General features: G+C 69.5%; 23 protein-coding genes. 14 read left to right on the forward strand and 9 right to left on the reverse strand.

Annotated elements, in window-relative coordinates; all coding sequences use genetic code 11:
- The first annotated feature begins 46 nt into the window (after positions 1–46).
- From B0293_RS12835 to purE, 5 genes are all read left to right on the forward strand, one after another.
- Positions 47–907: a hypothetical protein gene (locus B0293_RS12835; protein WP_039917197.1), complete on the forward strand. Its 861-nt coding sequence runs from the start codon at positions 47–49 to the stop codon at positions 905–907.
- 81 nt (positions 908–988) lie between these two features.
- On the forward strand, positions 989–2,362 hold the full coding sequence (locus tag B0293_RS12840; protein WP_005155472.1) for a glycosyltransferase 87 family protein: 1,374 nt from the start codon (positions 989–991) through the stop codon (positions 2,360–2,362).
- Positions 2,337–3,542, forward strand: coding sequence for a glycosyltransferase 87 family protein (locus B0293_RS12845; RefSeq protein WP_005155469.1), 1,206 nt, complete (start codon positions 2,337–2,339; stop codon positions 3,540–3,542). The genes B0293_RS12840 and B0293_RS12845 overlap by 26 nt, the downstream gene beginning before the upstream one ends.
- A 53-nt stretch (positions 3,543–3,595) precedes the next feature.
- Positions 3,596–4,780, forward strand: a complete 1,185-nt coding sequence (locus B0293_RS12850) for a 5-(carboxyamino)imidazole ribonucleotide synthase (RefSeq protein WP_039917164.1) — start codon at positions 3,596–3,598, stop codon at positions 4,778–4,780.
- Between the two features lie 182 nt (positions 4,781–4,962).
- Positions 4,963–5,460 carry a 5-(carboxyamino)imidazole ribonucleotide mutase gene (gene purE / locus B0293_RS12855; protein ID WP_005155467.1) on the forward strand — a complete coding sequence of 166 codons (498 nt, stop codon included), beginning with the start codon at positions 4,963–4,965 and terminating at the stop codon, positions 5,458–5,460.
- Positions 5,461–5,529: 69 nt separating this feature from the next.
- Here purE and B0293_RS12860 read toward each other — a convergent pair whose 3' ends face one another.
- A complete protein-coding gene (locus B0293_RS12860; RefSeq protein WP_039917161.1) occupies positions 5,530–7,179 on the reverse strand; it encodes a class I adenylate-forming enzyme family protein in 1,650 nt (549 codons plus the stop codon).
- A gap of 105 nt (positions 7,180–7,284) precedes the next feature.
- Here B0293_RS12860 and B0293_RS12865 point away from each other — a divergent pair, with 105 nt between their 5' ends.
- Together B0293_RS12865 and B0293_RS12870 are read left to right on the forward strand one after the other, a co-directional pair.
- Positions 7,285–8,457 (forward strand): acyl-CoA dehydrogenase family protein, encoded by a 1,173-nt coding sequence (locus B0293_RS12865; protein WP_005155465.1) that lies wholly within the window; start codon positions 7,285–7,287, stop codon positions 8,455–8,457.
- A 235-nt stretch (positions 8,458–8,692) separates the two neighbouring features.
- The gene (locus B0293_RS12870) at positions 8,693–9,121 is read left to right on the forward strand and encodes a hypothetical protein (RefSeq protein WP_005155464.1); all 429 of its coding nucleotides are present in this window, start codon (positions 8,693–8,695) and stop codon (positions 9,119–9,121) included.
- Here the strand turns inward: B0293_RS12870 and B0293_RS12875 are convergent.
- The gene (locus B0293_RS12875; RefSeq protein WP_039917157.1) at positions 9,069–9,524 is read right to left on the reverse strand and encodes a hypothetical protein; all 456 of its coding nucleotides are present in this window, start codon (positions 9,522–9,524) and stop codon (positions 9,069–9,071) included. The two genes, B0293_RS12870 and B0293_RS12875, sit on opposite strands and share 53 nt — an antisense overlap.
- 213 nt (positions 9,525–9,737) lie before the next feature.
- Here B0293_RS12875 and B0293_RS12880 point away from each other — a divergent pair, with 213 nt between their 5' ends.
- Entirely contained in the window at positions 9,738–10,163 is a 426-nt protein-coding gene (locus B0293_RS12880; protein WP_005155463.1) for a DoxX family protein, read from the forward strand.
- Positions 10,164–10,222: 59 nt separating this feature from the next.
- Here B0293_RS12880 and B0293_RS12885 read toward each other — a convergent pair whose 3' ends face one another.
- The 3 genes from B0293_RS12885 to B0293_RS12895 form a co-directional block, all read right to left on the reverse strand.
- Complete coding sequence (locus tag B0293_RS12885) at positions 10,223–10,930, reverse strand: TIGR03089 family protein (protein WP_005155462.1); 708 nt, start codon at positions 10,928–10,930, stop codon at positions 10,223–10,225.
- Between the two features lie 10 nt (positions 10,931–10,940).
- Complete coding sequence (locus B0293_RS12890) at positions 10,941–12,263, reverse strand: LCP family protein (RefSeq protein WP_005155461.1); 1,323 nt, start codon at positions 12,261–12,263, stop codon at positions 10,941–10,943.
- 88 nt (positions 12,264–12,351) lie between these two features.
- Positions 12,352–13,896, reverse strand: coding sequence for an LCP family protein (locus tag B0293_RS12895; protein ID WP_005155460.1), 1,545 nt, complete (start codon positions 13,894–13,896; stop codon positions 12,352–12,354).
- A gap of 151 nt (positions 13,897–14,047) precedes the next feature.
- Between B0293_RS12895 and rfbB the strand changes: the two genes are divergently transcribed.
- Complete coding sequence (gene rfbB / locus B0293_RS12900) at positions 14,048–15,031, forward strand: dTDP-glucose 4,6-dehydratase (protein ID WP_005155459.1); 984 nt, start codon at positions 14,048–14,050, stop codon at positions 15,029–15,031.
- A gap of 2 nt (positions 15,032–15,033) precedes the next feature.
- Entirely contained in the window at positions 15,034–15,906 is an 873-nt protein-coding gene (gene rfbD / locus B0293_RS12905) for a dTDP-4-dehydrorhamnose reductase (protein WP_052014404.1), read from the forward strand.
- Positions 15,907–15,990: 84 nt separating this feature from the next.
- Here rfbD and B0293_RS12910 read toward each other — a convergent pair whose 3' ends face one another.
- The 3 genes from B0293_RS12910 to B0293_RS12920 are packed head-to-tail and all read right to left on the reverse strand — an operon-like array spanning position 15,991 to position 20,541.
- The gene (locus B0293_RS12910; protein WP_039917151.1) at positions 15,991–17,079 is read right to left on the reverse strand and encodes a glycosyltransferase family 4 protein; all 1,089 of its coding nucleotides are present in this window, start codon (positions 17,077–17,079) and stop codon (positions 15,991–15,993) included.
- Positions 17,072–19,585, reverse strand: coding sequence for a glycosyltransferase (locus B0293_RS12915; protein ID WP_005155456.1), 2,514 nt, complete (start codon positions 19,583–19,585; stop codon positions 17,072–17,074). The genes B0293_RS12910 and B0293_RS12915 overlap by 8 nt, the downstream gene beginning before the upstream one ends.
- 32 nt (positions 19,586–19,617) lie before the next feature.
- The gene (locus B0293_RS12920; RefSeq protein ID WP_005155455.1) at positions 19,618–20,541 is read right to left on the reverse strand and encodes a glycosyltransferase family 2 protein; all 924 of its coding nucleotides are present in this window, start codon (positions 20,539–20,541) and stop codon (positions 19,618–19,620) included.
- 19 nt (positions 20,542–20,560) lie between these two features.
- Here B0293_RS12920 and B0293_RS12925 point away from each other — a divergent pair, with 19 nt between their 5' ends.
- The 4 genes from B0293_RS12925 (at position 20,561) to B0293_RS12940 (ending at position 25,113) form a co-directional block, all read left to right on the forward strand.
- Entirely contained in the window at positions 20,561–21,646 is a 1,086-nt protein-coding gene (locus tag B0293_RS12925; RefSeq protein WP_005155454.1) for a glycosyltransferase family 4 protein, read from the forward strand.
- Between the two features lie 40 nt (positions 21,647–21,686).
- Positions 21,687–22,823, forward strand: a complete 1,137-nt coding sequence (locus B0293_RS12930; RefSeq protein ID WP_005155453.1) for a glycosyltransferase family 4 protein — start codon at positions 21,687–21,689, stop codon at positions 22,821–22,823.
- Positions 22,824–23,141: 318 nt separating this feature from the next.
- Complete coding sequence (locus B0293_RS12935) at positions 23,142–24,005, forward strand: glycosyltransferase family 2 protein (RefSeq protein ID WP_005155452.1); 864 nt, start codon at positions 23,142–23,144, stop codon at positions 24,003–24,005.
- 58 nt (positions 24,006–24,063) lie between these two features.
- Positions 24,064–25,113 carry a serine hydrolase domain-containing protein gene (locus B0293_RS12940; RefSeq protein WP_005155451.1) on the forward strand — a complete coding sequence of 350 codons (1,050 nt, stop codon included), beginning with the start codon at positions 24,064–24,066 and terminating at the stop codon, positions 25,111–25,113.
- Here the strand turns inward: B0293_RS12940 and B0293_RS12945 are convergent.
- Positions 25,110–25,547: a hypothetical protein gene (locus B0293_RS12945; RefSeq protein WP_005155450.1), complete on the reverse strand. Its 438-nt coding sequence runs from the start codon at positions 25,545–25,547 to the stop codon at positions 25,110–25,112. The two genes, B0293_RS12940 and B0293_RS12945, sit on opposite strands and share 4 nt — an antisense overlap.
- Positions 25,548–25,707: the final 160 nt, after the last annotated feature.

Consider the following 25,707-nt stretch of genomic DNA (forward strand, 5'->3'; position numbering starts at 1 on the left):
GCGATCGCAAGATCGACAAGATCCGAAACGGAAGGGGCGGTGGGTGGTGGACGTACCGGCGACTGGTGCGCCCGACGGGCAAGCCGCCTGGAACCGGTTCGAAAGAGATCGCTCTCTTCGCGCCCTGCGGGCCCGCTGGCGGACGGCCAGCCTGGCCGCCGGCTGGCGTTTCCCCAGTGACTGGGGCCTCCCCGAGGTCGACGCCGTCTGCGCCGCGGTGATCAAGAACGGCCGGACCGCCTCCGCCGAGGTGGCGGAAACCGCGCTCGCGGGACTGGGCCGGGCGCGTGCCGCGGCGGGGGCCGGGCTGGCGGAAACGCTCGCGGACCTCGCGGCGTTGCACGCCGTGCTCGCCGACCCGGACGCGGTCGACGGATTCGTCGCACCGGATGTCGACACCACGCCGTCCCGATTACTCCGGGTGACGGCGCTGGCGTGGGCGGACGTCGCGACCGATCAGCTCGTGAACACCGAAGTCACCGAACCGCTCACCGGACTGCCCACGGCCGCGTACCTGAGGACCCGGTTGAGTGAGCTGTACCGCCAGGCCCGCCGTGAAGAACGGCCGGTCTCGGACGTGCACACCCTGCTCGTGGTCTCGATGGACTTCAGCTCGGTCGCGGGCTGGCCCCGGCTGACGGGGATGATCCTGGTGGCCGACGCGCTGAAGCAGGTGTTCGACGGCGGGGAGAGCGTCGCCTCGCTCGGGCCGTCCGTCGCGGGCGCGCTGGTGTCGAAGGACGCGAGGCTCGCTTCGTCCGGCGTCGCGCTGCGAAGGGCGCTCAACGAGCGGCTTTCGGTGGACGCCCAGCTGAGGGACACCGGCCGCCCGCAGATTTCGGCCGTCCGGCTCCCGGCGACCTACGACCAGGCGTGCGATCTCCTCAGCTCGCTCGCGCGGTCCTGAGCCGGGGTAGCGCAAGACGTTCTCCAGGTCACGGCCGACCCTGCGGACCAGGGACGACCCGGTTCATGATTTCCTGTTTCCGTGACCCGGACTGTTCCCGCCGACACCAACGGCGACGTTTCGGCGAGCCGCCCGCAGCATCGCCTGTCGCTGCGGAGGTCGCTCGCCCGCTTGTCCGTCCGGCCGAGGTCCATCCTGATCCTTTCGGTGATTCCGCTGGTCGCGATCGGTTTCGGTATCTGGGGCTGGCAGCACGACTGGGTGCTCGGCGTGGACAGCGCGGTGTACCGCGCCGGTGCCGAGACCCTGCTCAACGGTGATCCGCTGTACGACGCGAACACCCTCCCGGTGGAACCGTGGTGGGCGCTGCTGCCGTTCACCTATCCGCCGACGGCGGCGCTGTTCTTCATCCCGCTCGCGCTGGTCCCGACGCAGGTCGCCTGGGGGCTCCTGACCGCGGTCTCGCTGCTCGCGCTGGCGCTGTGCGTCCGGATCGCCATCGGCGCGCTGCCGAAGCCCTCGACCGACGGTCCCCGCTGGTGGGCCTCGCCCGCCCGGTCCACGATCGCGTTCTTCCTGGTCTTCCTCGGCCTCGAGCCGGTGTGGCGCACGACCTTCCTCGGTCAGATCAACATCATCCTGATGGCGCTGGTGATGCTCGACATCCTGGTCATCGGGGCCAGGGGCAGCCGCTGGGGCGGCGTGCTCGTCGGCGTCGCGGCCGCGGTCAAGCTCACTCCCATCGTCTTCCTGGGGCATCTGTTCATCACCGGCCGCCGGATGGACGCCATCCGCGGGCTCATCACGTTCATCGTGCTGCAGGGCCTGATGTTCCTGATCATCCCGCACGACGCGGCCCGGTACTGGACCTACACGCTGCCCGACACCGGCCGGATCGGCCCGGTGCACTGGGCGGGCAACCAGTCGCTGAACGCGCTGATGAACCGCTTCACCGAGCTCGCGCCCTGGGCGTCGAAGGCGGCGATGGGGATCGGCGCGCTGCTCGCGATCCCGGCGATCTGGCTGGTGCTGCGCTTCCACCGCAAGGGCCAGGCGCTCGCGGCGATGCTGGTGACGGCGTTCTGGATCCTGCTGATCTCGCCGATCTCCTGGACGCATCACTGGGTGTGGGTGGCGCCGCTGGTCGTACTGCTGGTCTCGCGCCTGCCGAAGACCACACCCGCCACCGCGTGGAAACGCTGGCTCGGCACCTTCGCGGTGTTCTTCGTCTTCATCAGTTGCGTACTGCTGATCTTGCCGAATGGCCGCAACGTCGAACTGCACTGGAAGGTGTGGCAGAACATCCTCGGCAGCGCGTACATCTTCATGCCGCTGGTACTGGCGGTCGCGCTGGCCGGACGCTGGTGGTACCTGCGCCGGAAGCAGGGCGCGGGCACGGGGGACGCCGCTGTCGGGGACGACGAAAAACATGCTGAAGTCGCGTCCGGCGGCTGAGCCCCGGGTCGTCGGGGCCACGCTGGCGGGCGCGCTCGCGCTGGCGATGCTCGCGCTGGGCGTCGTCGCCTGGCTCGGGGAATGGCATCTGGGCGCGGACAGCGCCGTCTACCGCGCCGGTGCCCTCACCCTGCTGAAGGGTGAACCGCTCTACACGCGCGAAGCGCTCACGACGCTGCCGCCGTGGGTGCTGCTGCCGTTCACCTACACCCCGGCCGCGGCGCCGCTGTTCCTGCCGCTCGCCATCGTCCCGGTGGGGCTGACCTGGGGCGTTGTCGGCGCGCTCTCCCTGGTCTGCCTGAGCGTCGTGATCTCCGTGGTCGCCCGCGCCTGCGGCGCTCCGATCACCCGATGGTGGGTGCTGCCGCTGGCCACGGCGGGCGCGCTGGCGCTGGAGCCGGTCTGGAAGACGATCTTCCTCGGGCAGATCAACCTCATCCTGATGGCGTTGATCGTCCTCGACGTCCTGGTGCTTTCGGCCCGCGGTTCGCGCTGGGCCGGGGTGCTGATCGGGATCTCGGCCGCGATCAAGCTGACGCCGTTGATCTTCGTGCCGCATCTGCTGTTCACCGGTCGCTGGAAGGACGCGCTGCGGGCGCTCGGCACGTTCGCCGGACTCGAAGCCGTGATGTTCGCGGTGATCCCCGGTGACGCCGTCCGGTTCTGGACCGAATCGGCGACCGACCCCAGCCGGGTCGGCTCCGTGCACTGGATCTTCAACCAGTCGCTCAACGGCCTGGTGAACCGCGCTTCGGAACTCGCGTCGTGGTCTCTGGCGGTCGCCATCGCGATCGCCGCCGTCCTCGCCGTACCCGCGGTGTGGCTGGTCGTGCGCCTGCACCGCCGCGGCGACGCTGTCGGCGCGCTGCTGGTGACCGCGTTCTACGGGCTGCTGGTCTCGCCGGTGTCGTGGTCGCACCACTGGGTGTGGACGGTGCCGCTGCTCGTCCTGCTCGTCGTCCGCCGGTCGTGGGTTCCTGCCGCGGGCGTCGCGGTGCTGTTCGTGAGCTGCGTGATCATGTTCGTGCCCAACGGCGGGGTGACCGAGTTCGGCTGGGGGCCGGGCTGGTCGCTGCTCGGCAACGTCTACGTCCTCACCGCTGCGATCGCCATCACAGGCCTGGCCGTGCGGGAGCTGCGACGCGGGTCCGCCCAGGTCGCGGCGGTGGCGGCCAAGTAATCTGCTCCTCGCAGTGTTGAATGTGGCCTCAGCGGAAAAGAGAACTTCGGCCAGTGGACAAACGAACCGGTCTTCCGATCGTGGGCATGGTGGGCGGCGGACAGCTGGCCAGGATGACCCACCAGGCGGCGATCTCCCTCGGCCAGTCCCTGCGCGTGCTCGCCGCCGGGGAGAACGAATCCGCCGGCCTCGTCGCGGGCGAGGTCGTGCACGGGCACCACACCGACCTCGAAGCGCTGCGCTCGTTCGCCGCCGGGGTCGACGTGCTGACCTTCGACCACGAGCACGTCCCGGGCGAGCACCTGCTGACGCTCGCGATGGAAGGCGTCACCATCCGGCCCGATCCGGCCGCGTTGTCGATGGCGCAGAACAAGCTCGTCATGCGCGAGATGATGGCCGGACTCGAGATCCCCGGCCCCGACTTCGCCGAAGTGTCCTCTGTGGACGATGTGATCGCCTTCGGTGACAAGCACTCCTGGCCGGTGGTGCTCAAGGCGGCGCAGGGCGGCTACGACGGCCGCGGCGTCTGGATGCTCGACACCGCGCGGCACGCGCGCGAGACCGTCCCCGAACTCCTCGACGCCGGAACCCCCTTGCTGGTCGAGGAAAAGGTCGTCATGCGGCGCGAACTGTCCGCGCTGGTGGCCCGGTCCCCGTTCGGGCAGGGCGCGGCGTGGCCGGTCGTGGAGACCGTGCAGTCCGGCGGGATCAACACCGAGGTGCTCGCTCCGGCGCCGGGGCTGAGCGTCCAGCGCACGCAGGAGGCGCAGGACCTCGCGCTGCGGATCGCCGCGACGTTGAACGTGACCGGGCTGCTCGCCGTCGAGCTGTTCGAGACCGACGAAGGCCTGCTGGTCAACGAACTCGCGATGCGCCCGCACAACTCGGGACACTGGACGCAGGACGGCTCGCGGACGTCGCAGTTCGAGCAGCACCTGCGCGCGGTGCTCGACTACCCGCTCGGGCTGACCGATCTGATCGCCCCCGCCTGCGTGATGGCGAACGTCCTCGGCGCCCCCGAGACCCCGGAGATGGGTCCGGACGAGCGGCTGCACCACCTTTTCGCGCGGTACCCGGACATCCGCGTCCACCTGTACGGCAAGGGAGAACGTCCCGGTCGCAAACTCGGCCACGTCAACCTCGTGGGCGAACGCATGGAGGAGCTGCGCGACCGCGCGCTGCTCGCCGCGCACTGGCTTTCCCACGCCGTCTGGCTCGACGGCTACGAGATCCACTAGCCGCCTGTGGGCGGAGCTGAGTTTTCCAGGAGAAGTGACCGCAAGTGTGAACCCGCCCGGCCGAAGGCCCCGCTATCGCGGTGGCAGGGCGCCCTGTCGCCGATCGCGACTTGGACGACCAGTAGCGTCCTGCCGACGTCGATCGCGGTCGCGGGTTCACCAGCAGATATAGGAGTGTGAGAATGTCGCCGCAGGTTGGCCTGATCATGGGCAGCGATTCGGACTGGCCGACGATGGAAGCGGCCGGGCAGGCCCTGGCCGAGTTCGGCGTCGAATACGAGGTCGGCGTCTACTCGGCACACCGCACTCCGCAGCGGATGCTCGACTACGCGACTTCGGCCGCTTCGCGTGGCGTGCGCGCGATCATCGCGGGTGCCGGCGGCGCCGCGCACCTGCCGGGCATGGTCGCGTCGGCGACGGTGCTGCCGGTGATCGGGGTGCCGGTGCCGCTCAAGTACCTCGACGGCATGGACTCGCTGCTCTCGATCGTGCAGATGCCCGCCGGTGTCCCGGTCGCGACGGTTTCCGTCGGCGGGGCACGGAACGCCGGACTGCTCGCGGTCCGCATCCTCGCCGCGTCCGACGAAGGCCTCCAGACGAAGATGGCCCAGTTCCAGGCGGATCTGGAGCAACTCGTGCTCGACAAGGACGCCGCCCTGCGCAAACGCGTCGAATGCTGACGCGTTTCGTCCTCTGAATGCGGTAGTTCGCCAGCGAACCACCGCATCCAGAGGACGAAACGCGGGAGATCACTCGGCGAGTTGCTTCCGCAGTTCCCGTTTCAGCACCTTCCCGGCGGCCGACACCGGGATCTGGTCGACGAAGTGGATCGCCCGCAGCCGTTTGTACGGCAGGACACGGGCGCCGACGGCCTCCAGGAGCTGTTCGGCGGTGACGTTCTCGTCGCTGCGGACCACGAACGCGACCGGCAGCTCGCCGACCTCGGTGTCCGGTTTGCCGACGACGGCCGCCGCGGTGACGCCGGGCAGGGTGATCAGCAGCTCTTCGAGTTCGCGCGGGAAGACGTTGTATCCCTTGTACAGCAACATATCCTTCTTGCGGTCCACAATAGACAGATAGCCGTCCTCGTCAAGGAGGCCGATGTCGCCGGTGTGCAGCCAGCCGTCGACGAGCGCGGACGCGGTTTCCTCAGGGCGGTTGCGATAACCGGTCATCACCTGCGGGCCGCGCAGGCACACCTCGCCGCTTTCTCCAGCGGGTAAAGGATCTTCGCCGCCTTCGGCCGAGACGATCTTGATCTCGGTGTCGGGCAGCGGCAGGCCGACCGAACCGACCTTCCGGACGGCGGAGCGATAGGACGGCGCGATGACGGCGCCCATGGTGACCTCGGTGAGGCCGTAACCCTCGATGATGAGCACGCCGGGGAAGCGGTTCTGCAGGGCGCGGATCATCTCGTGGTTCATCGGCGCCGCCCCGGAACCGATGGTCAGTACCGAAGACAGGTCGGCTGTGTGAAACTCGGGGCAGGCGAGCAGCGCCGCGAACAGCGCGGGCGCGCCGCCGATGGTGGTGACCCGCAGCAGTTCGGCGTCGGCGACGTACGCGGCCGGGTCGAAGCGGTCGTGCAGGACGATGGTGCCGCCGTCGAGCAGCGGCACGTTGAGCGCGGCGATGGTCCCCATCGCGTGGAACCACGGCGTCAGGTTGAGGGCGATCCCGGTGCCGATCCGGGACGGCCATTCCTCCGGGCCGCCGAATTGCTCGACGATCACCTCGCCCGAGGCGTCGACGGCGGGGACGGCGCCCAGCCGGTAGCAGGAACTTTGCAGGCTGTTGACCACGACGTTCCGGTGCGGCAGGCAGACGCCCTTCGATCGTCCGGTGGTGCCGCCGGTGTACGCCAGATGGGCGAGGTCGCGATAGATGTCGATCTCCACGTCCGGCCGCTCATCGGAGTGACCGGAGTAGAACTCCGTGAACTCGACCTCTCCCTCGGCGAGGCCGTCCGGCGGGTGAACGACGATGCTCAGCCGCACCGACGTCCGATCACGGACTGAAGCCAGCACGCGCGCGACCGGCCCGACGGTGACGGCGGCGACCGCCCCGGCGTCGGCCAGCTGGAAGGCGAGGTCGTCCGGCGGGAGCAGGGGATTCGCCGGGCTGAAGGTGGCCCCGGCGAGCAGCGTGCCGTAGTACGCGATCGGGTACGCCAGGCAGTTCGGCAGGTGGAGCGCCACGACGTCGCCCCGGCCGATGCCCTCGGCACGCAGGGCGTTCGCGAACCGGCAGGCCGCGCTGTACGTCTCGGAGAAGGTAAGGCTCCGGTCTCCGTGGGCGAAGGCCGTACGTGAGCCCCAGCGTGCAGCGGCTCCGGCCAGTACCGAGCCGACGGGGACTTCGGGGTAGTCGAGCGACCGGGGGAACGGGGTGAGCTGCATCACCCGAACGTACGGACTTTGCGGTCAAAGACACAAGCGCTCGCGATGTCGCAGAATGTGAACGAGCGCTAACATCGGACAAACTCCCAAACGCGGTTAGAAGAGGTGACGAAGGTGTCTGACGGCCCGGGTCTGTACCAGCTTGCCGAGGAGCACGAGGAGCTGCGGGCCGCGGTGCGTGCCCTCGCGGAGAAGGAGATCGAGCCCTACGCGGCCGAGGTCGACGAGGACGAGCGCTACCCGATCGAGGCGTACAACGCGCTGGTCAAGTCGGGTTTCAACGCCGTCCACATCGACGAGGCCTACGACGGCCAGGGCGCGGACGCCATCGCCGCCTGCATCGTCATCGAAGAGGTCGCGCGTGTCGACGCGTCGGCGTCCTTGATCCCGGCGGTGAACAAGCTGGGTACGGTGCCGATCATCCTTTCGGCGTCGGAAGACCTCAAGAAGCTCGTGCTGCCTTCGATCGCCTCCGGTGAGACCTCGGCGTCCTACGCGCTTTCGGAGCGCGAAGCCGGCTCGGACACCGCCTCGATGCGCACCCGCGCGAAGCTCGACGGCGACCACTGGGTGCTGAACGGCACCAAGTGCTGGATCACCAACGCGGGTGAATCGTCCTGGTACACCGTGATGGCGGTGACCGACCCCGAGGCCGAGAAGAAGGCCAACGGCATCTCCGCGTTCGTCGTGCACAAGGACGACCCCGGCTTCACCGTCGGCTCGAAGGAGCGGAAGCTCGGCATCAAGGGCTCGCCGACCCGCGAGATCCACTTCGAGAACTGCACCATCCCGGCCGACCGCATCATCGGTGAGCCCGGCACCGGCCTGAAGACCGCGCTGCGCACCCTCGACCACACCCGCCCGACCATCGGCGCGCAGGCGCTGGGCATCGCGCAGGGCGCGCTCGACGCGTCCATCGCGTACGTCAAGGAGCGCAAGCAGTTCGGCAAGTCGATCTCGGAGTTCCAGGGCGTCCAGTTCATGCTGGCCGACATGGGTATCAAGATCGAAGCCGCCCGGAACCTCGTCTACGCCTCCGCCGCGGCGACCGAGCGTGGCGACAAGCGCGGCGGCTACATGGCCGCGGCCGCGAAGGCGTACGCGTCGGACATCGCGATGTCGGTGACCACCGACGCCGTCCAGCTGTTCGGCGGCGCGGGCTACACGCGCGACTTCCCAGTGGAGCGCATGATGCGCGACGCGAAGATCACGCAGATCTACGAAGGCACCAACCAGATCCAGCGCATGGTCATGGCCCGCGCCCTACTCAAGGGCTGAGTCCGCTCCAAGTACATGAAGGCCCCCTTCCTTGCGTCTAGCGCAAGGAAGGGGGCCTTCATGTACATAGAGCCTGCGCAAGTAGGTGACGAATTGCGGGCTGCTGTCGCGAGTTCGCCGCTTGGCGCCAGACCGTCGCGCAACCAGGTGATGAATCGCGCGTGTGAGGTCGGGCGTCGGTGAGATGCTTCACGGAAGTACGGCGATCATGGGCCGCCGGTGTCACTCTCGAAGGATGTTCTGGTTCGCTCCGGTGTCGTGGACACCGCACGACGAGGCCGAGCTGATCGCCGGCTGGCGGTTGTGGCTCGAGCTCGGGGATCGCACGTGGCCGTCCGCCGCGTGGGACGGGACGGCGGCCGACGTCGTCAAGCCGCTGCGTGAGCTGGTCGCGGCTTGCGACGAGATCGAGACGGGCTACCGCGACGCCGTCGACGAACCATCGGACGAGTTCATCCGGATCATCCAGTTCCTCGTGTGGACGGTCAGCACGGTGATCGAGCTGTGGGCCGACGACGAGGTGCCGCTCGACGCCGAGCGGATCGCGTTGCTGCACGCGGATCTGGCCGGGTTCGCCGAGCAGGCCGAGCGGGTGCTCGAACTGCTCGCCGTCAGTGGGGGCTGGACGGGCCTCGCCGGGGAGCGTCGACGGACGGATCGTTGAGCGAATCCGGTTTGTCGACCCACGCGAACCGCGAGCCCGCCAGATGATCGTCCAGCGGACGGTCCAAGGAGAGCAGGGTCACCGGAGCGCCGAACGGATCTTCGCCGGGAGCGATCTCGTAGCCGACCTCGATCACGGACTCTTCCGGCTCGTCCGATTCGACGTCGTGTCGTGTGACGCCGTCTTCGACCGACCACGTGCCGTTGACGGTGCGATGGAATTTCAGGGCCAGCGCGCCCGGGGCGAACGCCGCCCATGTGTAGCGCGACACCGTGAATTCGGTGCTCCAGCTCGACCAGTAGAGCCATCCCGAGCCGTCACCGCGGAACGCCAGTTCGGCTGATTCCACATCGCTCGGGTACAGCATGCGGTCCGACCAGAGGCCGATCAGACGTTCATCCATCACTCAGGAGATTCTGCCCGCCGAACGCTCGGGGCAAACGGCGCCGTACGGGGGAATGACGTCCGCGACCTTCCACAGAGGACATGTCCACCGTCCGGGACGGTTCCTGTCGGGTACCTGTCGATCACGCTCCGGAGGTGCCGTTCGGGGCGCCCGGTGCCTTACCGTGATCCCGGTAAGTTGAATATTCACCGACCAGAAAGCTGATACCCGATGTTCGCTCGTTTCAAGGATGTCGCCCTCCTGCTGGGCCGGATCGGTGTCGGTGTGGTCTTCCTCGCACACGGCCTGCAGAAGTGGGAAAACGGGATCGACGGCACCGCGAAGTTCTTCGAGCAGACCGGAATCCCGCTGCCGACGCTCGCGGCGATCTTCGCGATCGCGGTGGAGATCGTCGGAGCGATCTTGTTCATCATCGGTTTCCTGACGCCGCTCGTGGGCCTCGGCTTCGTCGTGGTTTCCGTCGGCGCTCTGCTCTCGGTGCACCTCGAAAACGGACTGACCGGTCAGGGCGGTTACGAACTTGTCCTCGTCCTGGCGGTGGCTGGGCTCGCCATCGGCTTCAACGCCGGCAAACTGTCGCTCGACCACGTGCTCTTCGGACGCAAGCGTGAGGCGAAGCAGCTTCAAGACGCCTGACCCCGGACAGTACGAAGGGCCGTTCCTGACGATTTTCGTCAGGAACGGCCCTCTCATGATCAGGAGGGAAGGTCCGCGGTCGTCCGCTCGGCTTCGCGCCGGGAAGCGAGTTTGGCCGGATCCGCGTCGGTGACCTGGACCAGATGCGCACCTGCCGCCAGTGGCGTCAGGAAGCCCGACAGGATCCCTTCCTCGCCGGACCATTCCACTGTGGACAGCACGCGGTCTTCGGCGGAAAGTCCCAAACCGGAAGCGCGGGTGCGGGCTTCGGCGAGCACTTCGTCCACAGTGGACGCACCGAGCGCCGGAGTGTCCCCGGGAATCGGGAACAGTGGGCTGAACTGGTCACCCGAAAGCCTGGCCTCGGTCAGGTAGTCCAGAGCCCCGTCGGGCACGGAACCGGCGGGCAGCCCGAGACCCATCGGGTGCAGCGAGACGACGGCCGTCGCGGCCGCCTCGGAAACGCCACCGGGCGCGACGAACGCCACCCGCGCGCCCGCGGTCTCCGTCACCACCCTGGCGCCGCACCACCACGCGCCCAGCAGGACACCGGCGGTCTGCCAATGCGACGGCAGCACCACGGCGACCTCGTCGCCCGGTTCGACGTCGAACTCGTCGACCAGCCAGTTCGCCGTCTTGGCGGCCCAGTTCACCGTGGTCGCCACGGACAGTTCGACCCGGCTGCCCTGCTTGTCGTCGTAATGCGTGATCAGCGGTTTCGCGGGCGACCCGAGCACGGGCCGCAGCAGCAGTTCGGTGAGGCTCACGCCTCCCACGCTAGTTCACGCAGGGAACGCTCGACGCGGCGAGCAGGGGAGCCGCGCCGGAAGTCCCGCCGCCACCGCCCCGGCCGACCAGCCCGGCGACGAAGGTCCGCACGGCGGCGGGATCGATCTCGACGATGCTCTGGCCGTCGGCGCTGCGGCCGTTGATGTTCACCACCGGGATGGTCGTGAACGTCAGGTCACCCGACGCGATCCCCCGCGCCTGCTGCGCGAACTCCAGCAGGTCCAGACCTTCGTCGAGGACTATCGACCGGCGCACGACGTCCATCAGGCCCGTCATCGTCGACGGGCTGGTCAGCGTCCCCGCCGAGAGCACCTGGTTCAGCGCCGAGGACAGGAACGTCTGCTGGCGCACGATGCGGTCGAGGTCGCCGCGTGGCAGGTTCTTCCGCTGCCGTACGTAGGAAAGCGCCTCGCCGCCGGAGACGGTCTGTTCGCCGCGCCGGAAGTTCGCGCCGGAATCCTTGTCCTCGGTGGAGTGGTTCAGGCAGACCCGCACGCCGCCCAGCGCCTCGGTCAGCAGGTAGAACCCGAGCAGGTTGACCTCGGCGTAGTGGTCGATCCGGATCTTCGTCAGGTCCTGAACGGTCTGGACCAGTGCCTTGCGGCCTTCCTGATCCGAATCGCGCTCGAGCTTCGCCTGGTCGCGCTCGCCTCGGTGCGCGTTCGCGTAGTTGGCCTTCGCGACGCCGTACGCCGAATTGATCTTGTTCGGGCCGCGGCCGGGGATGTCGGTCCAGGTGTCGCGCGGGATCGAGACGCCCGACGGTTTCCCGCCGTTCTTCGGGATGCGCAGGATGATGATGGTGTCGGTGTTGACGCCCGCCTTCTCCTCGGTGCGCAGCTCCTTGAGCACCTTGAGCGGCAGCGGATTGCCCTGCGCGTCGGTCCGCGCGTCGCTGCCGACCAGGAGGATGTCGTTCGCGCCGTCGTCGGCGGGCGGCGCGGCGGGATCGTCGGCCCTGCTCAGCGCGTTCGTCGTGGGGACGTTGGTCTGCAACCGGTCCTTGGTTACGTACGCGTAGCCCGTCGTGCCGAGGGCGAGCAGCGACACGAGGCCTAGCGCGATCCGGCGGGTGTACCGGCCGGCGCGGCGCAGCGGGCGCTCGGGTACGTCGAGCACACCCGAAACCGGTTCGTCTTCGTCCTCGGGCGGCGTCGACGGCTGGGGGAGCGGGTTCCGCGGGTACGGCGTCGGGACGAACCGCGGCTCTTCGTCACTCTCGGTGTCCGAAGTGGTGGCCTCTTCCGGCTGCGGATCCGCGGCGTCCAACTGTTCGGATTGTTCGTTGGCGGCTTTGTCCTCGCCATCCATCCCTGCTCACCTCCCTCGCGCTGCCCGTCGGTCCGATCGTAGGAGAAGGCTAGGCCACGGTGAGGTCGGCCACGCTGAGTACCCGGAATTAATTGACGCAGGGCACATTGCCCGCGACGATCGGCGTGGTGCTGGGAGCCGCCGGGGCGCTGGAGGGCGGCTGGGCCGGCTTCGAGGCGGGCGGTTTCGCCGAGGTCGTGGTGGCCACGTCGCCAGGTGCCGCGGGGGCGCCCTTGAAGTCCTTGCCGAGCAGGACCCGCACCTTGCCGGGAGCGACATCGCGATCCGCCTCGGCCTGCACCGCGGTGCCGAAGACCTGCTTGATCAGGGCCAGCGCGGCCTCGTCGCCCGGCGCGTGCCGGACGACCGTCGAGTTCCGGGTGCTGAGCTTGGTGTCCGGTGCGAGTTTGAAACCCTTGTCCTGCAAGAGGTTCCGGAGCTCGGTGGCCATCGTGGGGGAGCCGGATCCGTCGAAGAGTTCGACGGTCACCGCTTCCGCGCCCGGCAGCGTGGCCGGGGTCGAGGTCGGCGCCGTCTGCCCGTCGGAGGTCAGGCGGGTGACCTCGGCCTGCACCTGCGCCGGGTCCACCCGGAGCACGGCGGCGCCGCCGATGGTCGCGTCACCCTGGGTCGGAATCGTGTGGAACTCGACGTTCCCGCTGGTCAGCCCGCGCATCTGGGCGGCGAACTCCGGCAGGTCCCAGCCGGCCGACAGGACGACCGACTTCTTCACCGCGCCGATCAGGTCCGAGATCTTCGCCGGGTTGATCAGCACGTCCGAGGAGAGGACCTTGTTCGCCAGCCCGGAGAGGAAGGCCTGCTGCCGCGCGATCCGGTCGAGGTCGCCGTTCTGCAGGTCGTACCGCTGGCGGACGAACGCGAGCGCCTGGACCCCCTCGACGGTCGACTTCCCGGCGGGCAGGTCGACGCCGGACTTCTTCTCCTTGACCGCGTTGTTGAGGCAGACCTCGACGCCGCCGATCGCCTTGGTGATCTCGTAGAAGCTCGACAGGTTCACCTCGGCGTACCGGTCGATCATCTTCGGCTTGCCGATGAACTTCTCCAGCGTCGCGATCAGGTTCTTGCGGCCGGCGTCCTTGGCCTTGGCGTCGACGTCCTTGAGGTCGGAGTTGCCCTGCTGCTGGAGCGTCTTCGACGTGTCGTTGTAGGCGTACACGTACGCGCTGTTGAGCTTGTGCTTGCCGAAACCGCCGGTGATCTCGACCCAGGAATCGCGGGGGAAGGAGATCGCGGTCGCCTTCTTACCGTTCTGGGGGATGTGCACCAGGATCATCGTGTCGGTCTGGCGTTCGCCGTCCGAGACGCCGGCGTGCAGCATGTCGAGGACCTCGCGCGGCAGCGGGTTGCCCTGCGCGTCGGTGCGGCTGTCCTGGCCGACGAGCAGGATGTCGATCGCGCCGTCCAGCGGTTTCGCCGGCGGATGGCCGTTGTCCTCGAAGATGTTCGTGGTCGCGAAGCCCTGCGACGGGTCGCCGATGAACTGCCAGCCCCACCAGGTCAGCGTCAGGATCGTGACCGAGACCAGGCTGAACACGACCTTCACCCCGCGGCGGGCGAACACGGCGACGCCGCCACGGCGCGTCGGAATGGGTGGCCCGGGCCACTCGGTCACGTGCGGTCCTCCACGAATCTCCCCAGGGCACACACGTGCCACTCGGACAACTGTACTGATCCCTGTGTTAGACGTCCGTAGGCTGGTGAAAGGTTGCCCCGGTCGTGACACACTCGGCTGGTCCGGGAAGTCGTAAAGGGAGGGTCGCGGGATGCGGGTGCTGGTCACCGGGGGTGCCGGGTTCATCGGTTCGCATTACGTCCGGCAGGTGCTGACGGGGGCGTACCCGAGCCTGGCCGACGCCGAGCTGATCGTGCTCGACAAGCTGACCTACGCGGGCAACGAAGCGAATCTGGAGCCGGTGCGCAAGAACCCGCGCTACCGGTTCGAAAAGGGCGATATCTGCGACGCGGCCCTGGTCAGCGAGCTGATGCGGGGGATCGACCTCGTCGTCCACTTCGCCGCCGAGTCCCATGTGGACCGTTCGATCGCCGGATCCGCCGACTTCGTGCTGACCAACGTGCTCGGCACGCAGACCCTGTTGCAGGCCGCGCTCGAGGCCGAGGTCGGGAAGTTCGTCCACGTGTCGACCGACGAGGTCTACGGCTCGATCGACGAAGGATCCTGGGCCGAAGACCACGCTTTGGAGCCGAATTCGCCGTATTCGGCGTCGAAGGCCTCCTCGGATCTGCTGGCCCGTTCCTTCTTCCGCACCCACGGACTCCCCGTCTGTGTCACGAGGTGCTCGAACAACTACGGTCCGTACCAATTCCCGGAGAAGGTCATCCCGCTCTTCGTGACCAACCTGCTCGACGGCGAGAAGGTCCCGCTGTACGGCGACGGGCTCAACGTGCGTGACTGGCTGCACGTGGACGACCACTGCCACGGTATCCAGCTCGTCGCCGACGGGGGCAGGCCGGGCGAGGTCTACAACATCGGCGGTGGCACGGAACTGACCAACCGCGAGCTGACCGGGCGGCTGCTGGACGCCGTCGACGCCGACTGGGAGAGCGTCGAGCCGGTCGAGGACCGCAAGGGTCACGACCGCCGGTATTCGGTGGACATCGGCAAGATCTCGGCCGAACTCGGTTACGCGCCGCGGATGTCCTTTGAGGACGGTCTCGCCGACACGGTCGCCTGGTATCGCGAAAACCGTTCGTGGTGGGAGCCGCTGAAGAACCGCGCGGGGGCCTGAAAGTGCTGAGTGTTCTCGTGCCGGGCGGATCCGGCCAGCTGGGGCAGGACATCGCGGTGCTGGCGCCGGATTCCGCGACGCCGTCTTCGTCGGAGCTGGACCTGCGCGACACCGGCAAGGTCGTCGCCGCGGTGACCGAACTGGCGGACCGCGCCCGGGCGGCGGGGACGTCGCCGGTGGTGATCAACGCGGCGGCCTACACCGCGGTCGACGCCGCGGAAGCCGACGAGGAGCGGGCGTTCGCGGTGAACGCCGACGGTCCCCGGGTGCTCGCCGCGGCGTGCTCGTCGCGCGGGGTGCCTCTCATCCACGTGTCCACGGACTACGTCTTCTCCGGAGACGCGACTTCGCCGTACGAGGTCACGGATCTGCTGGGGCCGCTCAACGCGTACGGCCGGACGAAGGCGGCCGGCGAGGACGCGGTCCTCGGGTCGGGGGCGCGGTCCTGGATCGTGCGGACGTCCTGGGTGTACGGCAAGACCGGGTCGAACTTCGTGAAGACCATGGCGCGGCTGGAGAAGGAACGGGAAGAACTGTCCGTAGTGGACGATCAGACCGGTTCGCCGACCTGGTCCCGTGATCTCGCCGCCGGGCTCCTGGAACTGGCCGGTCGCGTCGCGGCCGGAGACGGGCCGTCGCAGCGGGTGCTGCACTGCACGGGTGGCGGGTCGACGACGTGGTGCGGGTTCGCGCAGGCGATCTTCGCCGAACTCGGCGCGGACCCGGCACGGGTGAAGCCCTGTACGACGGCGGAGTTCCCGCGTCCGGCGAAGCGCCCGGCGTACGGCGTGCTGTCGAACGCTTCGTGGCGCGAGGCCGGTCTCACGCCGCTTCGGGACTGGTCCGACGCGCTGAAGGCCTACTTCACTTCCTGAACCCGGCGCAATTAGTCACCTACTTGCCTGTGTGTCTTCGGACGCGCGAACGCGGGCGGGACAAGTAGGTGACTAATTGCGGGGTCAGTGCTTGGTGCTGGCCTGGCGGTACGCGGCGACGGTGAGTTCGGCGCACGCGCGCCAGGTGAAGTTCGCGACGTGGGCGCGGCGCGCGGCCGAAGTGGCGACGGCGTGCGGATCGCTGACGGCCATCCGTAGCGCTTCCACGAGCCCGTCGACGTCCTCGTACGGCACCAGGCTCGCGCAGTTCCCCGCGACTTCGCGCAGCGCCGGGATGTCCGTGCACACCACGGGTACGTCCGAGGCCAGCGCTTCCAGCACAGGGAGCCCGAAGCCCTCGTCGCGCGACGGCAGCACCAGCGCGCTGGCCCCGGCGACGACGCGCCGGAGGTTCACGTCGGACAGGTAACCCACATGCCGCGAACGCGGGCCCACGGAGAACGAACCGGGGCCGACGAACACCAGGTCCGGCAGATCCGGCGCGGCCTCGTGCGCCTGCTGGAGCCAGTGCAAACCCTTGCGGGGCCCGGGAGCGCCGGCGAAGAGCAGGTACTTGTCCGGGAGCCCGAGTTCCTTGCGGCGATCCGGGTCCGGCGGGCGCGCGGTGAACCAGGCCGGGTTCACCCCGAGCGGGGTGACGATGATCTTGCCGCGGTCCACGTCGAGCCGTTCGGCGACCTGGTCGGCGACGGCGTTGGTGGGGGTGCAGATCGCGTCGGCGAGCCGGGCCCCGCGCCGGACCAGCCGCGGCAGTTCGTGATCGCTCGGCGCGAGCTCCTCGGGAGCGTCCAAAAAGGCCAGGTCGTGGATCGTCACCACACCCGCCGCGCGGAACCGGCCCGGCAGCACGAAGTTGGTGCCGTGCACGACGTCCGTCGGCCCGGCGAACAGTTCCACCGGCGGCAGCTGCGAACGCAGCCAAGCCTTGCGCAGCAATCGAGCCGCCACCGGCATGCCGCGGGCCCGGACGCCGTGCGGGAGCACGTGCCGCAGCCTTCGCCAGCCGCGCAACGTGAACGCCACCGCGCGAGTGTCCACTTCGGACATCGAAGCGAGCTCTTCGGACAGTGCGACGGTGTACCGGCCGATACCCGTCCTGGCACCGAGCAACGGGGTCCCGTCGAGCAGGACGCGCAAGGGGCGGTCAGCCACGGCCGAGCCTCTGCTTCGCGACCTTGACCACGCGGCCGCCGACGCGCCGCACGAGTTCCTTCGGGCCGCCGTCGGCGAGGTACTCGCGGATCAGGTCGACGTCGCGGCGCAGCATTTCCTTGCCCCGCGCCGGTGCGGTGACCACGAGGTCGTCCGAACCGGGCAGCCTGTCCGCGGCGGGCCGCGGGTTCCGGCAGAACTCCACCAGCGGTTTCAGCGCCTCCGGCCAGGTGTAGCGCTGGGCGACAGCGGCCATTCTTTCGACGCAGCCCGCGGCGAACTCCTCGTCGTACAACGCCTTTTCCAGCGCGTCGGCCAGCGCGTCCACGTCCTCGGCCGGGACGACGACGCCGAGGCGTTCCTCGCGGACGAGGTCGGCGAACGAGTCGCCGTCGGTGGTGACGATCGGCAGCCCGGCCCACAGGTAGTCCAGCACCCGGGTGCGGAACGCGAACGTCGTCTCGACGTGCTCGTAATGCGTGGTGACGCCGCAGTTCGCGTCCAGCAGCCAGTTCTGGCGCTCCTCGTAGGGCACCCAGTGCTGGTTGAAGAACACGTGCTTGCCGGTGAGGCCGAGCGTGTCCGAGAGCAGCATCGTGCGCGCCCCGATGTCCATCTCGGTGACCTCGGGGTTGGGATGCTTCATCCCGAGGAACACCAGGCGGACGTCGCCGCGGCGCTGCCGCAGCCGTTCGATCGCCCGGACCAGGGTGAGCGGGTCGAACCAGCTGTAGACCCCGCCCGCCCACAGCACGACGTGATCGGTCTCGCCGATTCCGTCCAAAGTGGACCGCAGGCCGGGGCCGGTGCGGACCGGTGCGTTGGGGGACAGTCCGAAGGGGACGATCGAGAGCAGCGACTGGGTGGTCGGGTCGGCGTCGTACAGCCGCGGCGAGAGCCTGCCCATCGCGGCGAGGTGACCCAGCCAGAAGTGCCGCTGCCGCTCCGACGCGCACAGGAAGAAGTCACCGCGTTCCAGCTGCGCGTCGAGGACCTTGGTGACGCCGATGAGGTCCAGCGCGCGTTTGTCGTCGGGGACGCCCTTGCCCTGTTCGAGCAGTTCCAGGTGCATCGGGTCGTACAGGTCCGCGACCACGATCTTGTGCGCGTACTGCTTCTTGAGCGACGGCGCGAGTTCCAGCACGTGACCCTGCAGGACGATGATGTCGGCCCAGGCGATCGGGGTCTCCAGATCGCGCCGGGTCGCCGCGCTGACCCGGAACGGCGCGGGCGGCGGGTCGGCGAGCGGATTGACCGTCACCAGGTGGACGTCGTGCTCGGCGGAGAGGGTGGCGGACATGTTCCACGCGCGGATCGCCGGGCCGGCCATTCGTTCGGTGATCGCGTCGCCGGTGATCACCAGGACCTTGCGGCGCTGCCCGAAGAGCGCGTCGATGCCGAACGTCTCGACCAGGATGTCGTGCGCGGCGAGATAGCGCGGCAGCGGGTACGCGGGCTCCAAAGCCTTGCGCAGCAAGGGAAGCAGATCGGCGTCGGTGCGGACGCGGGCGGCCTGTTCGGCGGCGCGCGATTCGGCGAGCGACGGCAGCAGCTCGACGAACTGGTCGATCGCGAGTACTCCGGCCAGGGTGGTCCTCGGGACCTCGACCGGGCCGGTCTCGGCCGGGCCGACGCCCTGGGCGAGGTCGAGCTGGGTGGCGTCGAGGTCGCCGCGCGCCGTCGCCCTGCGGACGGCCAGCGCCAGCGCGGCGGGCAGTGCGCGCGCGAGGGTCTCGTCGGAGAGGTTCTTGTACAGCGAGGCCAAAGCGTTGCGTTCCAACAGGAACGTCTCGCGCCCGGAATCCGGAGCATCCACTGTGGACATGGTGGCGTGATGCTTGTGGTAGGTCAGCGACTCCGGCACGTACCGCACGCGCCAGCCGCGCAGGTTCAGCCGCCAGCCGAGGTCGACGTCCTCGTAGAACATGAAGAACCGCTCGTCGAACCCGCCGAGTTCGGCGAACACCCCGGCGCGGACGAACATCGCCGAACCGGTCGCGAACAGGACGTCCTTGGCGATCTCGTGTTCGGCGGCGGGGACGTCGGCCAGTGGGCTGCCCGCGTGGCGTTTGTAGCCCATGCCGAACCAGGTCAGGCCCGCGTCGACGAAATCGGTTCCGGTGCCGTCCCAGTCGAGGACCTTGCTGGCCACGGCGGCGACCGTCGGCTGCGCGCGCAGCTCGGCGACGGCCGTGCCCACCCAGCCGGGCGCCGGGCGGGCGTCGTTGTTGAGGAAGGCGAGCACGGTGCCGGTGGCGTGCTTCGCGCCGAGGTTGCAGCCGCCCGCGAAACCGGAGTTCACCGGGGACTCGACGAGCTTGACGCCAGGGACGGCGGCCTTGATCTCGGCGACGTCTTCGCCGCCGGACGCGTTGTCGACGCAGATGACCTCGAGGTTCGGGTAATCGTGTTCAGCGAGGGCGCGCAGGCAGGTGACGGTGTCGGCCGCTCCCCGGTAGTTCACCACGATCACCGAGACGACCGGTTGCGTTTCCCCCTGTGCCAAAGCCGTACTCCCTGCACTCGATTGGAGCAAGCTTAAATGCCCGCCCATGCGTCCCAGACCGCGCCTCGGTCGAGCGTCGCCCGCCGCCCGATGGCCCGCCGCTGGACCAGCGTGCGCGGCAGGCGGGCGGCGACGGCGCCCAGGACCCGGCATCTGAGGATCGGACGGAAGTTCGGCGCCTGCGGTTTCCCTCTCAGGGGGAGTACTGCCGTGAGGGCGGCGAACTTCACCAGCTGCCGGATCGCCACCTGGCGCGGAGCGCACCGGAGGAGGGTCAGCAGGCGATTGCGTTCGTTCCACAGGTGGAACCGGACCGAGCCCGGCTGGGTGCTCGCGCCATGCTGGTGGGTGACGTCGGCGTCGGCGCCGACGACGTCCCAGCCCGCCAGCCGCAGCCGCCACGCGGTGTCGGTGTCCTCGTAGTAGCAGAAGTAGGAGGCCGGGACGCCGCCGATGGAGCGGAGCGCCTCGACGTTCAGCACGGCCGCGCCCCCGCAGAAGCCGAAAACCTCGCCGGAGGGTTCGGGCAGGTCGGCGCCATGGCCGTCGGCCGTCAGGCGGACGCCGGTGGACTGGACGGTCCCGTCGGCCAGCGTCAGCCGGGCGCTCACGGCGGCGGCGAGCGGGGCCTTGTCGAGGGTGTCCTCGCAGGTCGCGAGCCACTCCGGGGTGGGCGCGGCGTCGTCGTTCAGCCACGCCATCAGCGGGGTGTCCACTTTGTCCAGTGCGGCGGCCATGGCGCCCGCGTAGCCGGTGTTGCGTCGCAGCCGCAGGACCTCGGGTTTCGACGGATGGGCGGCGAGGAGCGCGGCCGTTCCGTCGTCGGAGGCGTTGTCGACGACCAGGGTGCGATGCGGGCGGGACTGCGCGGCGAGCGCGTCGAGGCAGGCGGTGATGTGCGCGGCGCCGCGCCAGGTGACCACGACGACGGTGGTGCTGTGTTCGGCGTCGGTCATGCCAGAGAGAATAGAGACCATGCCCGAACTGGTCGTGCTCGCCGAGCAGCTGCTGGCGCCGGTCCCCGGTGGGACCGGCCGCTACACCGGCGAGCTGCTGCGGGCGCTCGCCGAAACCGCGCCATCCGGCTGGACGGTGTCGAGCGTGGTCGCGCGGCACGCCGACATCGAGGCCGCGGTCGTCGAAGGCGTCGAGGGGCCGCGAGTGCTGCCGATCCCGCCACGCGCGCTGATCGCGGCCTGGCAGCTGGGGCTGCCGTGGTGGCCGGGCGGCGACGCGGTCCACGCGCCGACGCCGCTCGCGCCGGCCCGGGTGCCGAAGGGGCGGACGCTGTCGGTCGCGGTGCACGACACCGTGCCGTGGACACACCCTGAGACGCTGACCCCGCGCGGCGTGGCGTGGCACAAGGCGGTGATCGCGCGGGCGGCGTCCCGCGCGACCGCGCTGACGGTGCCCACGCAAGCGATTGCGGACCAGCTCGCGGCGCTGGTGCCGGTGTCCGTGCCGGTGCGGGTGATCCCGCACGGCGTCCGGCCGCAAACCGAGTTCGCCGAGGTCACCGTGCCGGAGCGGTACGTGCTCGCGATCGGGACGATCGAGCCGCGCAAGGGCATCGACGTGCTGATCGAGGCCGCCGGCCGGATCGGGGTGCCGCTGGTGCTGGCCGGGCAGCCGGGCTGGGGCGGGATCGACCCGGTGGCGCTGGCGCGCGAGCACGGCGCTGACCTGCGGATGCTGGGGAAGGTGAGCGACGCGGAACTGGCGTTCGTGCTGCGGGGCGCGTCGGTGCTGGCGATGCCGAGCCGGGCGGAGGGGTTCGGGCTGCCGCTGATCGAGGCGATGGCGGCCGGGGTGCCGGTGGTGCATTCGGACGTCCCGGCTCTGGTCGAGGTGGCCGGGGGAGCGGGTGTCACCGTCCCGGTGGGGGACGCGCAAACGCTTGCCGACGCCCTTCGCGGCGTACTGGACCATTCGGAGCAGGCGGCGGCGCTGCGTGACAGCGGTCTCAGCCGTTCGAGTGAGTTCACCTGGCAGCGTGCCGCTTCCGCTGTTTGGGGCCTCCACCTGCGCGATCAGTTTGTCGGTTCCTCACCGCGAAGGTGACGCGCAGTCGTACTCTCCTAGGGTGACCGATGACCCTCGCGTGCTGATCGACGCGACAGCCGTCCCCGCGGACAGGGGTGGCGTCGGTCGTTACGTGGATTCGCTGGTCGCGGCGCTGGACGCGGACGGCGCGCGGATCACCGTCGTCTGCCAGCCGCGGGACGCGGTGCTGTACGACCGGCTGGCGCCCGGCGCGCGGATCGTGCCCACCTCACCGTCGACGTCGACCAGGACGGCCAGGCTGACCTGGGAGCAGGCGACCCTGCCCCGGCTGGTCCGCCGGCTCGCCGCCGACGTCGTCCATTCGCCGCACTACACGATGCCCCTGGCCAGCCCGGCCGCTTCGGTGGTGACGCTGCACGACGCGACCTTCTTCACCGACGCGGTGCTGCACTCTTCGGTGAAGGCGCGCTTCTTCCGCGCCTGGACCGCGACGGCGCTTCGCCGCGCGACGCTCTGTGTCGTGCCGAGCATCGCGACTGCGGCCGAGCTGGAGCGCGTCGGCCAGGTGCGGACGGCGGAGCTGGAGATCATCCACCACGGCGTCGAACCGGACCGGTTCCATCCGCCCTCGGCCGCCGAGATCGAGGCCGCGCGCGACGCCGTCGGACTCGGGAAGACGCCGTACGTCGCCTTCCTCGGCGCGCTGGAACCGCGCAAGAACGTGCCCGCGCTGATCCGCGGCTTCGCGCGCGCCGTGACTGGCAGGCCGAACCCGCCCGCGCTGGTGCTGGCCGGGCAGCCGGGCTGGGACTCGCAGGTCGAACGCGCGCTGGACGCCGTGCCGCACCGGCTGCGGGTGATCCGGGCCGGGTACCTGCCCTTCGACACGCTCGCTGGGTTCCTCGGCGGCTCCGAACTGGTCGCCTACCCGAGCCTCGGCGAGGGTTTCGGGCTGCCGGTGCTGGAGGCGATGGCGTGCGGCGCGGCCGTGCTCACGACACGGCGGCTTTCGCTGCCCGAGGTCGGCGGGGACGCGGTCGCTTACTGCGGCGTCGGCGCCGGAGATGTCGCGGCGGCAATTTCGGAGCTGCTCGACGCTCCCGCGCGGCGGGCCGAGCTGGCCGAAGCGGCACAGCTGCGGGCGAAGGAGTTCTCGTGGGCGACGACGGCGGAGCGCCATCGGGAGGCTTACGCGAAGGCTTGGTACCGGCACGCTCAGCGGCGGGCGGGCTGACCCTCGGCCTCGTGATCAGAGGGACGACACGCGTGATCAGAGGGACGGGACCCGGCTGCGCGGACGTGTCGTCCCTCCAGGCACAGGTGTCGTCCGTCTGATCACACGTGTCGTCCGACCAGCCACGCGAAACCACCGGTACTCTTCGAGCGCGAGGTCCCGGTGGGGCCGAGTATGAGAGCCCGCGACGCGTCCGGACGGTCGTCTCGCGGGCTTTTCGTTCTCCGGCAAGCGGCGGGGGAGCAAGGGACCTTTGCTATCGCCGCTGCCCGGGGTGGGGGCCGCAAGCGCGTTCGGTGACGGGTGGACAATGGCCGCGTGACTGAGCACCCCAGCTACGGCGACGGGATCGCCGTCGTGACCGTGACGTACTTCCCCGGCGAAACCCTCGAGAAGTTCCTCGACACCCTCGAGAAGGCGACGGATCGGGACGTCCAGGTCGTCGTCGCCGACAACGACTCGACGGACGGCGCGCCGGAGAAGGCCGCCCGCCGGGAAAACGTCAAGCTGCTCAGCATCGGCGAGAACGTCGGTTACGGCACGGCCGCCAACCGGGGTGTCGCGGAACTCGACGACAGTTACGGCTGGGTCGTCGTGGTGAACCCGGACCTCGAATGGGAGCCCGGTTCGCTCGACGCGCTGCTGGAGGTCGCCGAGCGCTGGCCGCGCGGTGGCGCGTTCGGGCCGCTCATCCACGATCTCGACGGCACGGTCTACCCGTCGGCCCGGCTGCTGCCGTCGTTCGGCCGCGGGATCGGGCACGCGGCGTTCGGCAAGATCTGGCCGGGCAACCCGTGGACGCGGCAGTACCGGCAGGAGACCGGCACCCCGGTCGAGCGCACGGCGGGCTGGCTTTCCGGGTCCTGCCAGCTGATCCGCCGCGAGGCCTTCGACTCGGTCGACGGTTTCGACACGCGCTACTTCATGTACTTCGAGGACGTCGACCTCGGCGATCGGCTGACCCGCGCGGGCTGGCTGAACGTGTACGCGCCTTCGTCCAGTGTCATGCACATCGGCGGGCACTCGACGTCGCAGGCTTCGGCGAAGATGCTGCGCGCGCACCACGACAGCGCGTACCGCTACCTCGCGGACCGTCACCGCGGTCTCCTGTGGAAGCCGGTCATGCTCGCGGTGAAGGCGGGGCTCGCGCTGCGGCTCAAGCTGGAGACGCGCCAGAAGTAGCCGTTCCGGCCAGCGGAACTCGCGCGACTCGGCTCCCCGTCGTCGTTACCGTCGGTGCATGGACTTCGCCGAGTTGGACACCTGGCTGACCGAACGCGCCGGGGAGGACCGCTTCTCCGGGGTCGTGCTGATCCGGCGCGGCGACGAGACGCTCTTCGAACGCGGATACGGCCTGGCCAGCCGCCGCTGGTCGGTGCCGAACGCGCCGGACGTCCGGTACGACACCGCGTCGATCACCAAGGTCCTCACCGCGCTCGCCGCGTTGCGCCTGGCCGACGAGGGACGGCTGGACCTCGACCGCCCGATCGGTGAGCTCCTCGACCTCGGCGGCACGACGATCGCGGCCGAGGCGACGACGCGACAGCTGCTCACGCACACGTCCGGGATCGCCGACGACGCCGACGAGGAAGCGGGCGAGAGCTACGAGGCGCTGTGGGTCGACAAGCCGGTGTACTCGGTCGTCGACACTCGTGACCATCTGCCCAATTTCGCTTACCGGGCACCGAATTTCGCACCGGGCGAGGGCTGCCGGTACTGCAATTCGGGGTACGTCCTCGCCGGGCTGGTGATCGAGCGGATCACCGGGATGCCGTATCGCGACCACGTCCGGGAAGCCGTGCTCGACCGCGCGGGGATGACCGATTCGGGGTTCTTCGACCGGCGCGATCCGCAGCCGAGGGTCGCCGAAGGCTGGGACCCGGTCCTCGACGGTGAGCGGGTCACCGGGTGGAAGCAGAACATCTTCAGCTACCCGCCGATCGGTTCACCCGATGGGGGTGCGTACTGCACCGTCGGCGACCTCGTCCGGCTGCTGCGGGCGATCCGCGAAGAACGACTTCTGAGCCCCGCGCGCACGAAGGAGTTCCTGACGCCGCAGGTACTTCACAGCAGTGGCGTCTGGTACGGGTTCGGCCTCGAATTCGTTCTGGAGCAGGACGGTTCCGTGCGGAATTACTACAAGGACGGCGGAAACGTCGGCGTCTGCTCGCTCATGCGGCACTATCCGTCGGAAGGTCTGGACGTCGCGATGCTGTCCAACGCCACATACGGCGGTGGAGCGGCGATCAAGGAAATCGATCGGGTGATCAAGGCTTCCCGCGCGGGCTAGATGCCGTCCAGCCTGCGCGAAAGGTTCGAACGCCCCGAAGGGGTCTGCTTCACCGTCGGCACCAAGCCGCCGCCGATCTCGTTCTCGACGGTCTCCTGTTCCTGCTGCTCGATCAGGGGACTCTGCACCGGCGCGGCAGGCGGCCGCCTGGTGAGCGGGGTCGCCGCCTGCGGCAGGGGCCTGGTCGGCTGGGTACCGGGACGGCGGGGATACGGCTGCGGCTGTGTCGAGCCCTCGCCCCGCACCGGCGGCAGGTCCAGCCGCGTCGTCGGCTCGGGTCCCGCCAGCGGGTGGTCGTTCTCCGCGATCAGTGAAGCCGGTAGCTGGGTGGTCGTGTCCGGGTCCGACGACCGGTCGATCTCGGCGACCACCGATCGGGGGATCTGCTGTGTGTTCGCGGAGTCCATCGGAGACGTCGCGTTGTCCGGTGTCACGACGAAGGCTCCACGCGCGCTTGCGCGTGCGAGCAAGGCGTCCGCCCGAGCACGGGGGTCCATTCCCCTAGGCCTCCCGACTGACCTGGGGCCCTCTGGGTTCAGGGCCGACTGTGTGTTGTCTAGGGTAGGCCCTAGGAGCGGCTGCCGTCAGCAGACC

The organism is Amycolatopsis azurea DSM 43854, from assembly GCF_001995215.1.
GTDB classification, from domain to species: Bacteria; Actinomycetota; Actinomycetes; order Mycobacteriales; family Pseudonocardiaceae; genus Amycolatopsis; species Amycolatopsis azurea.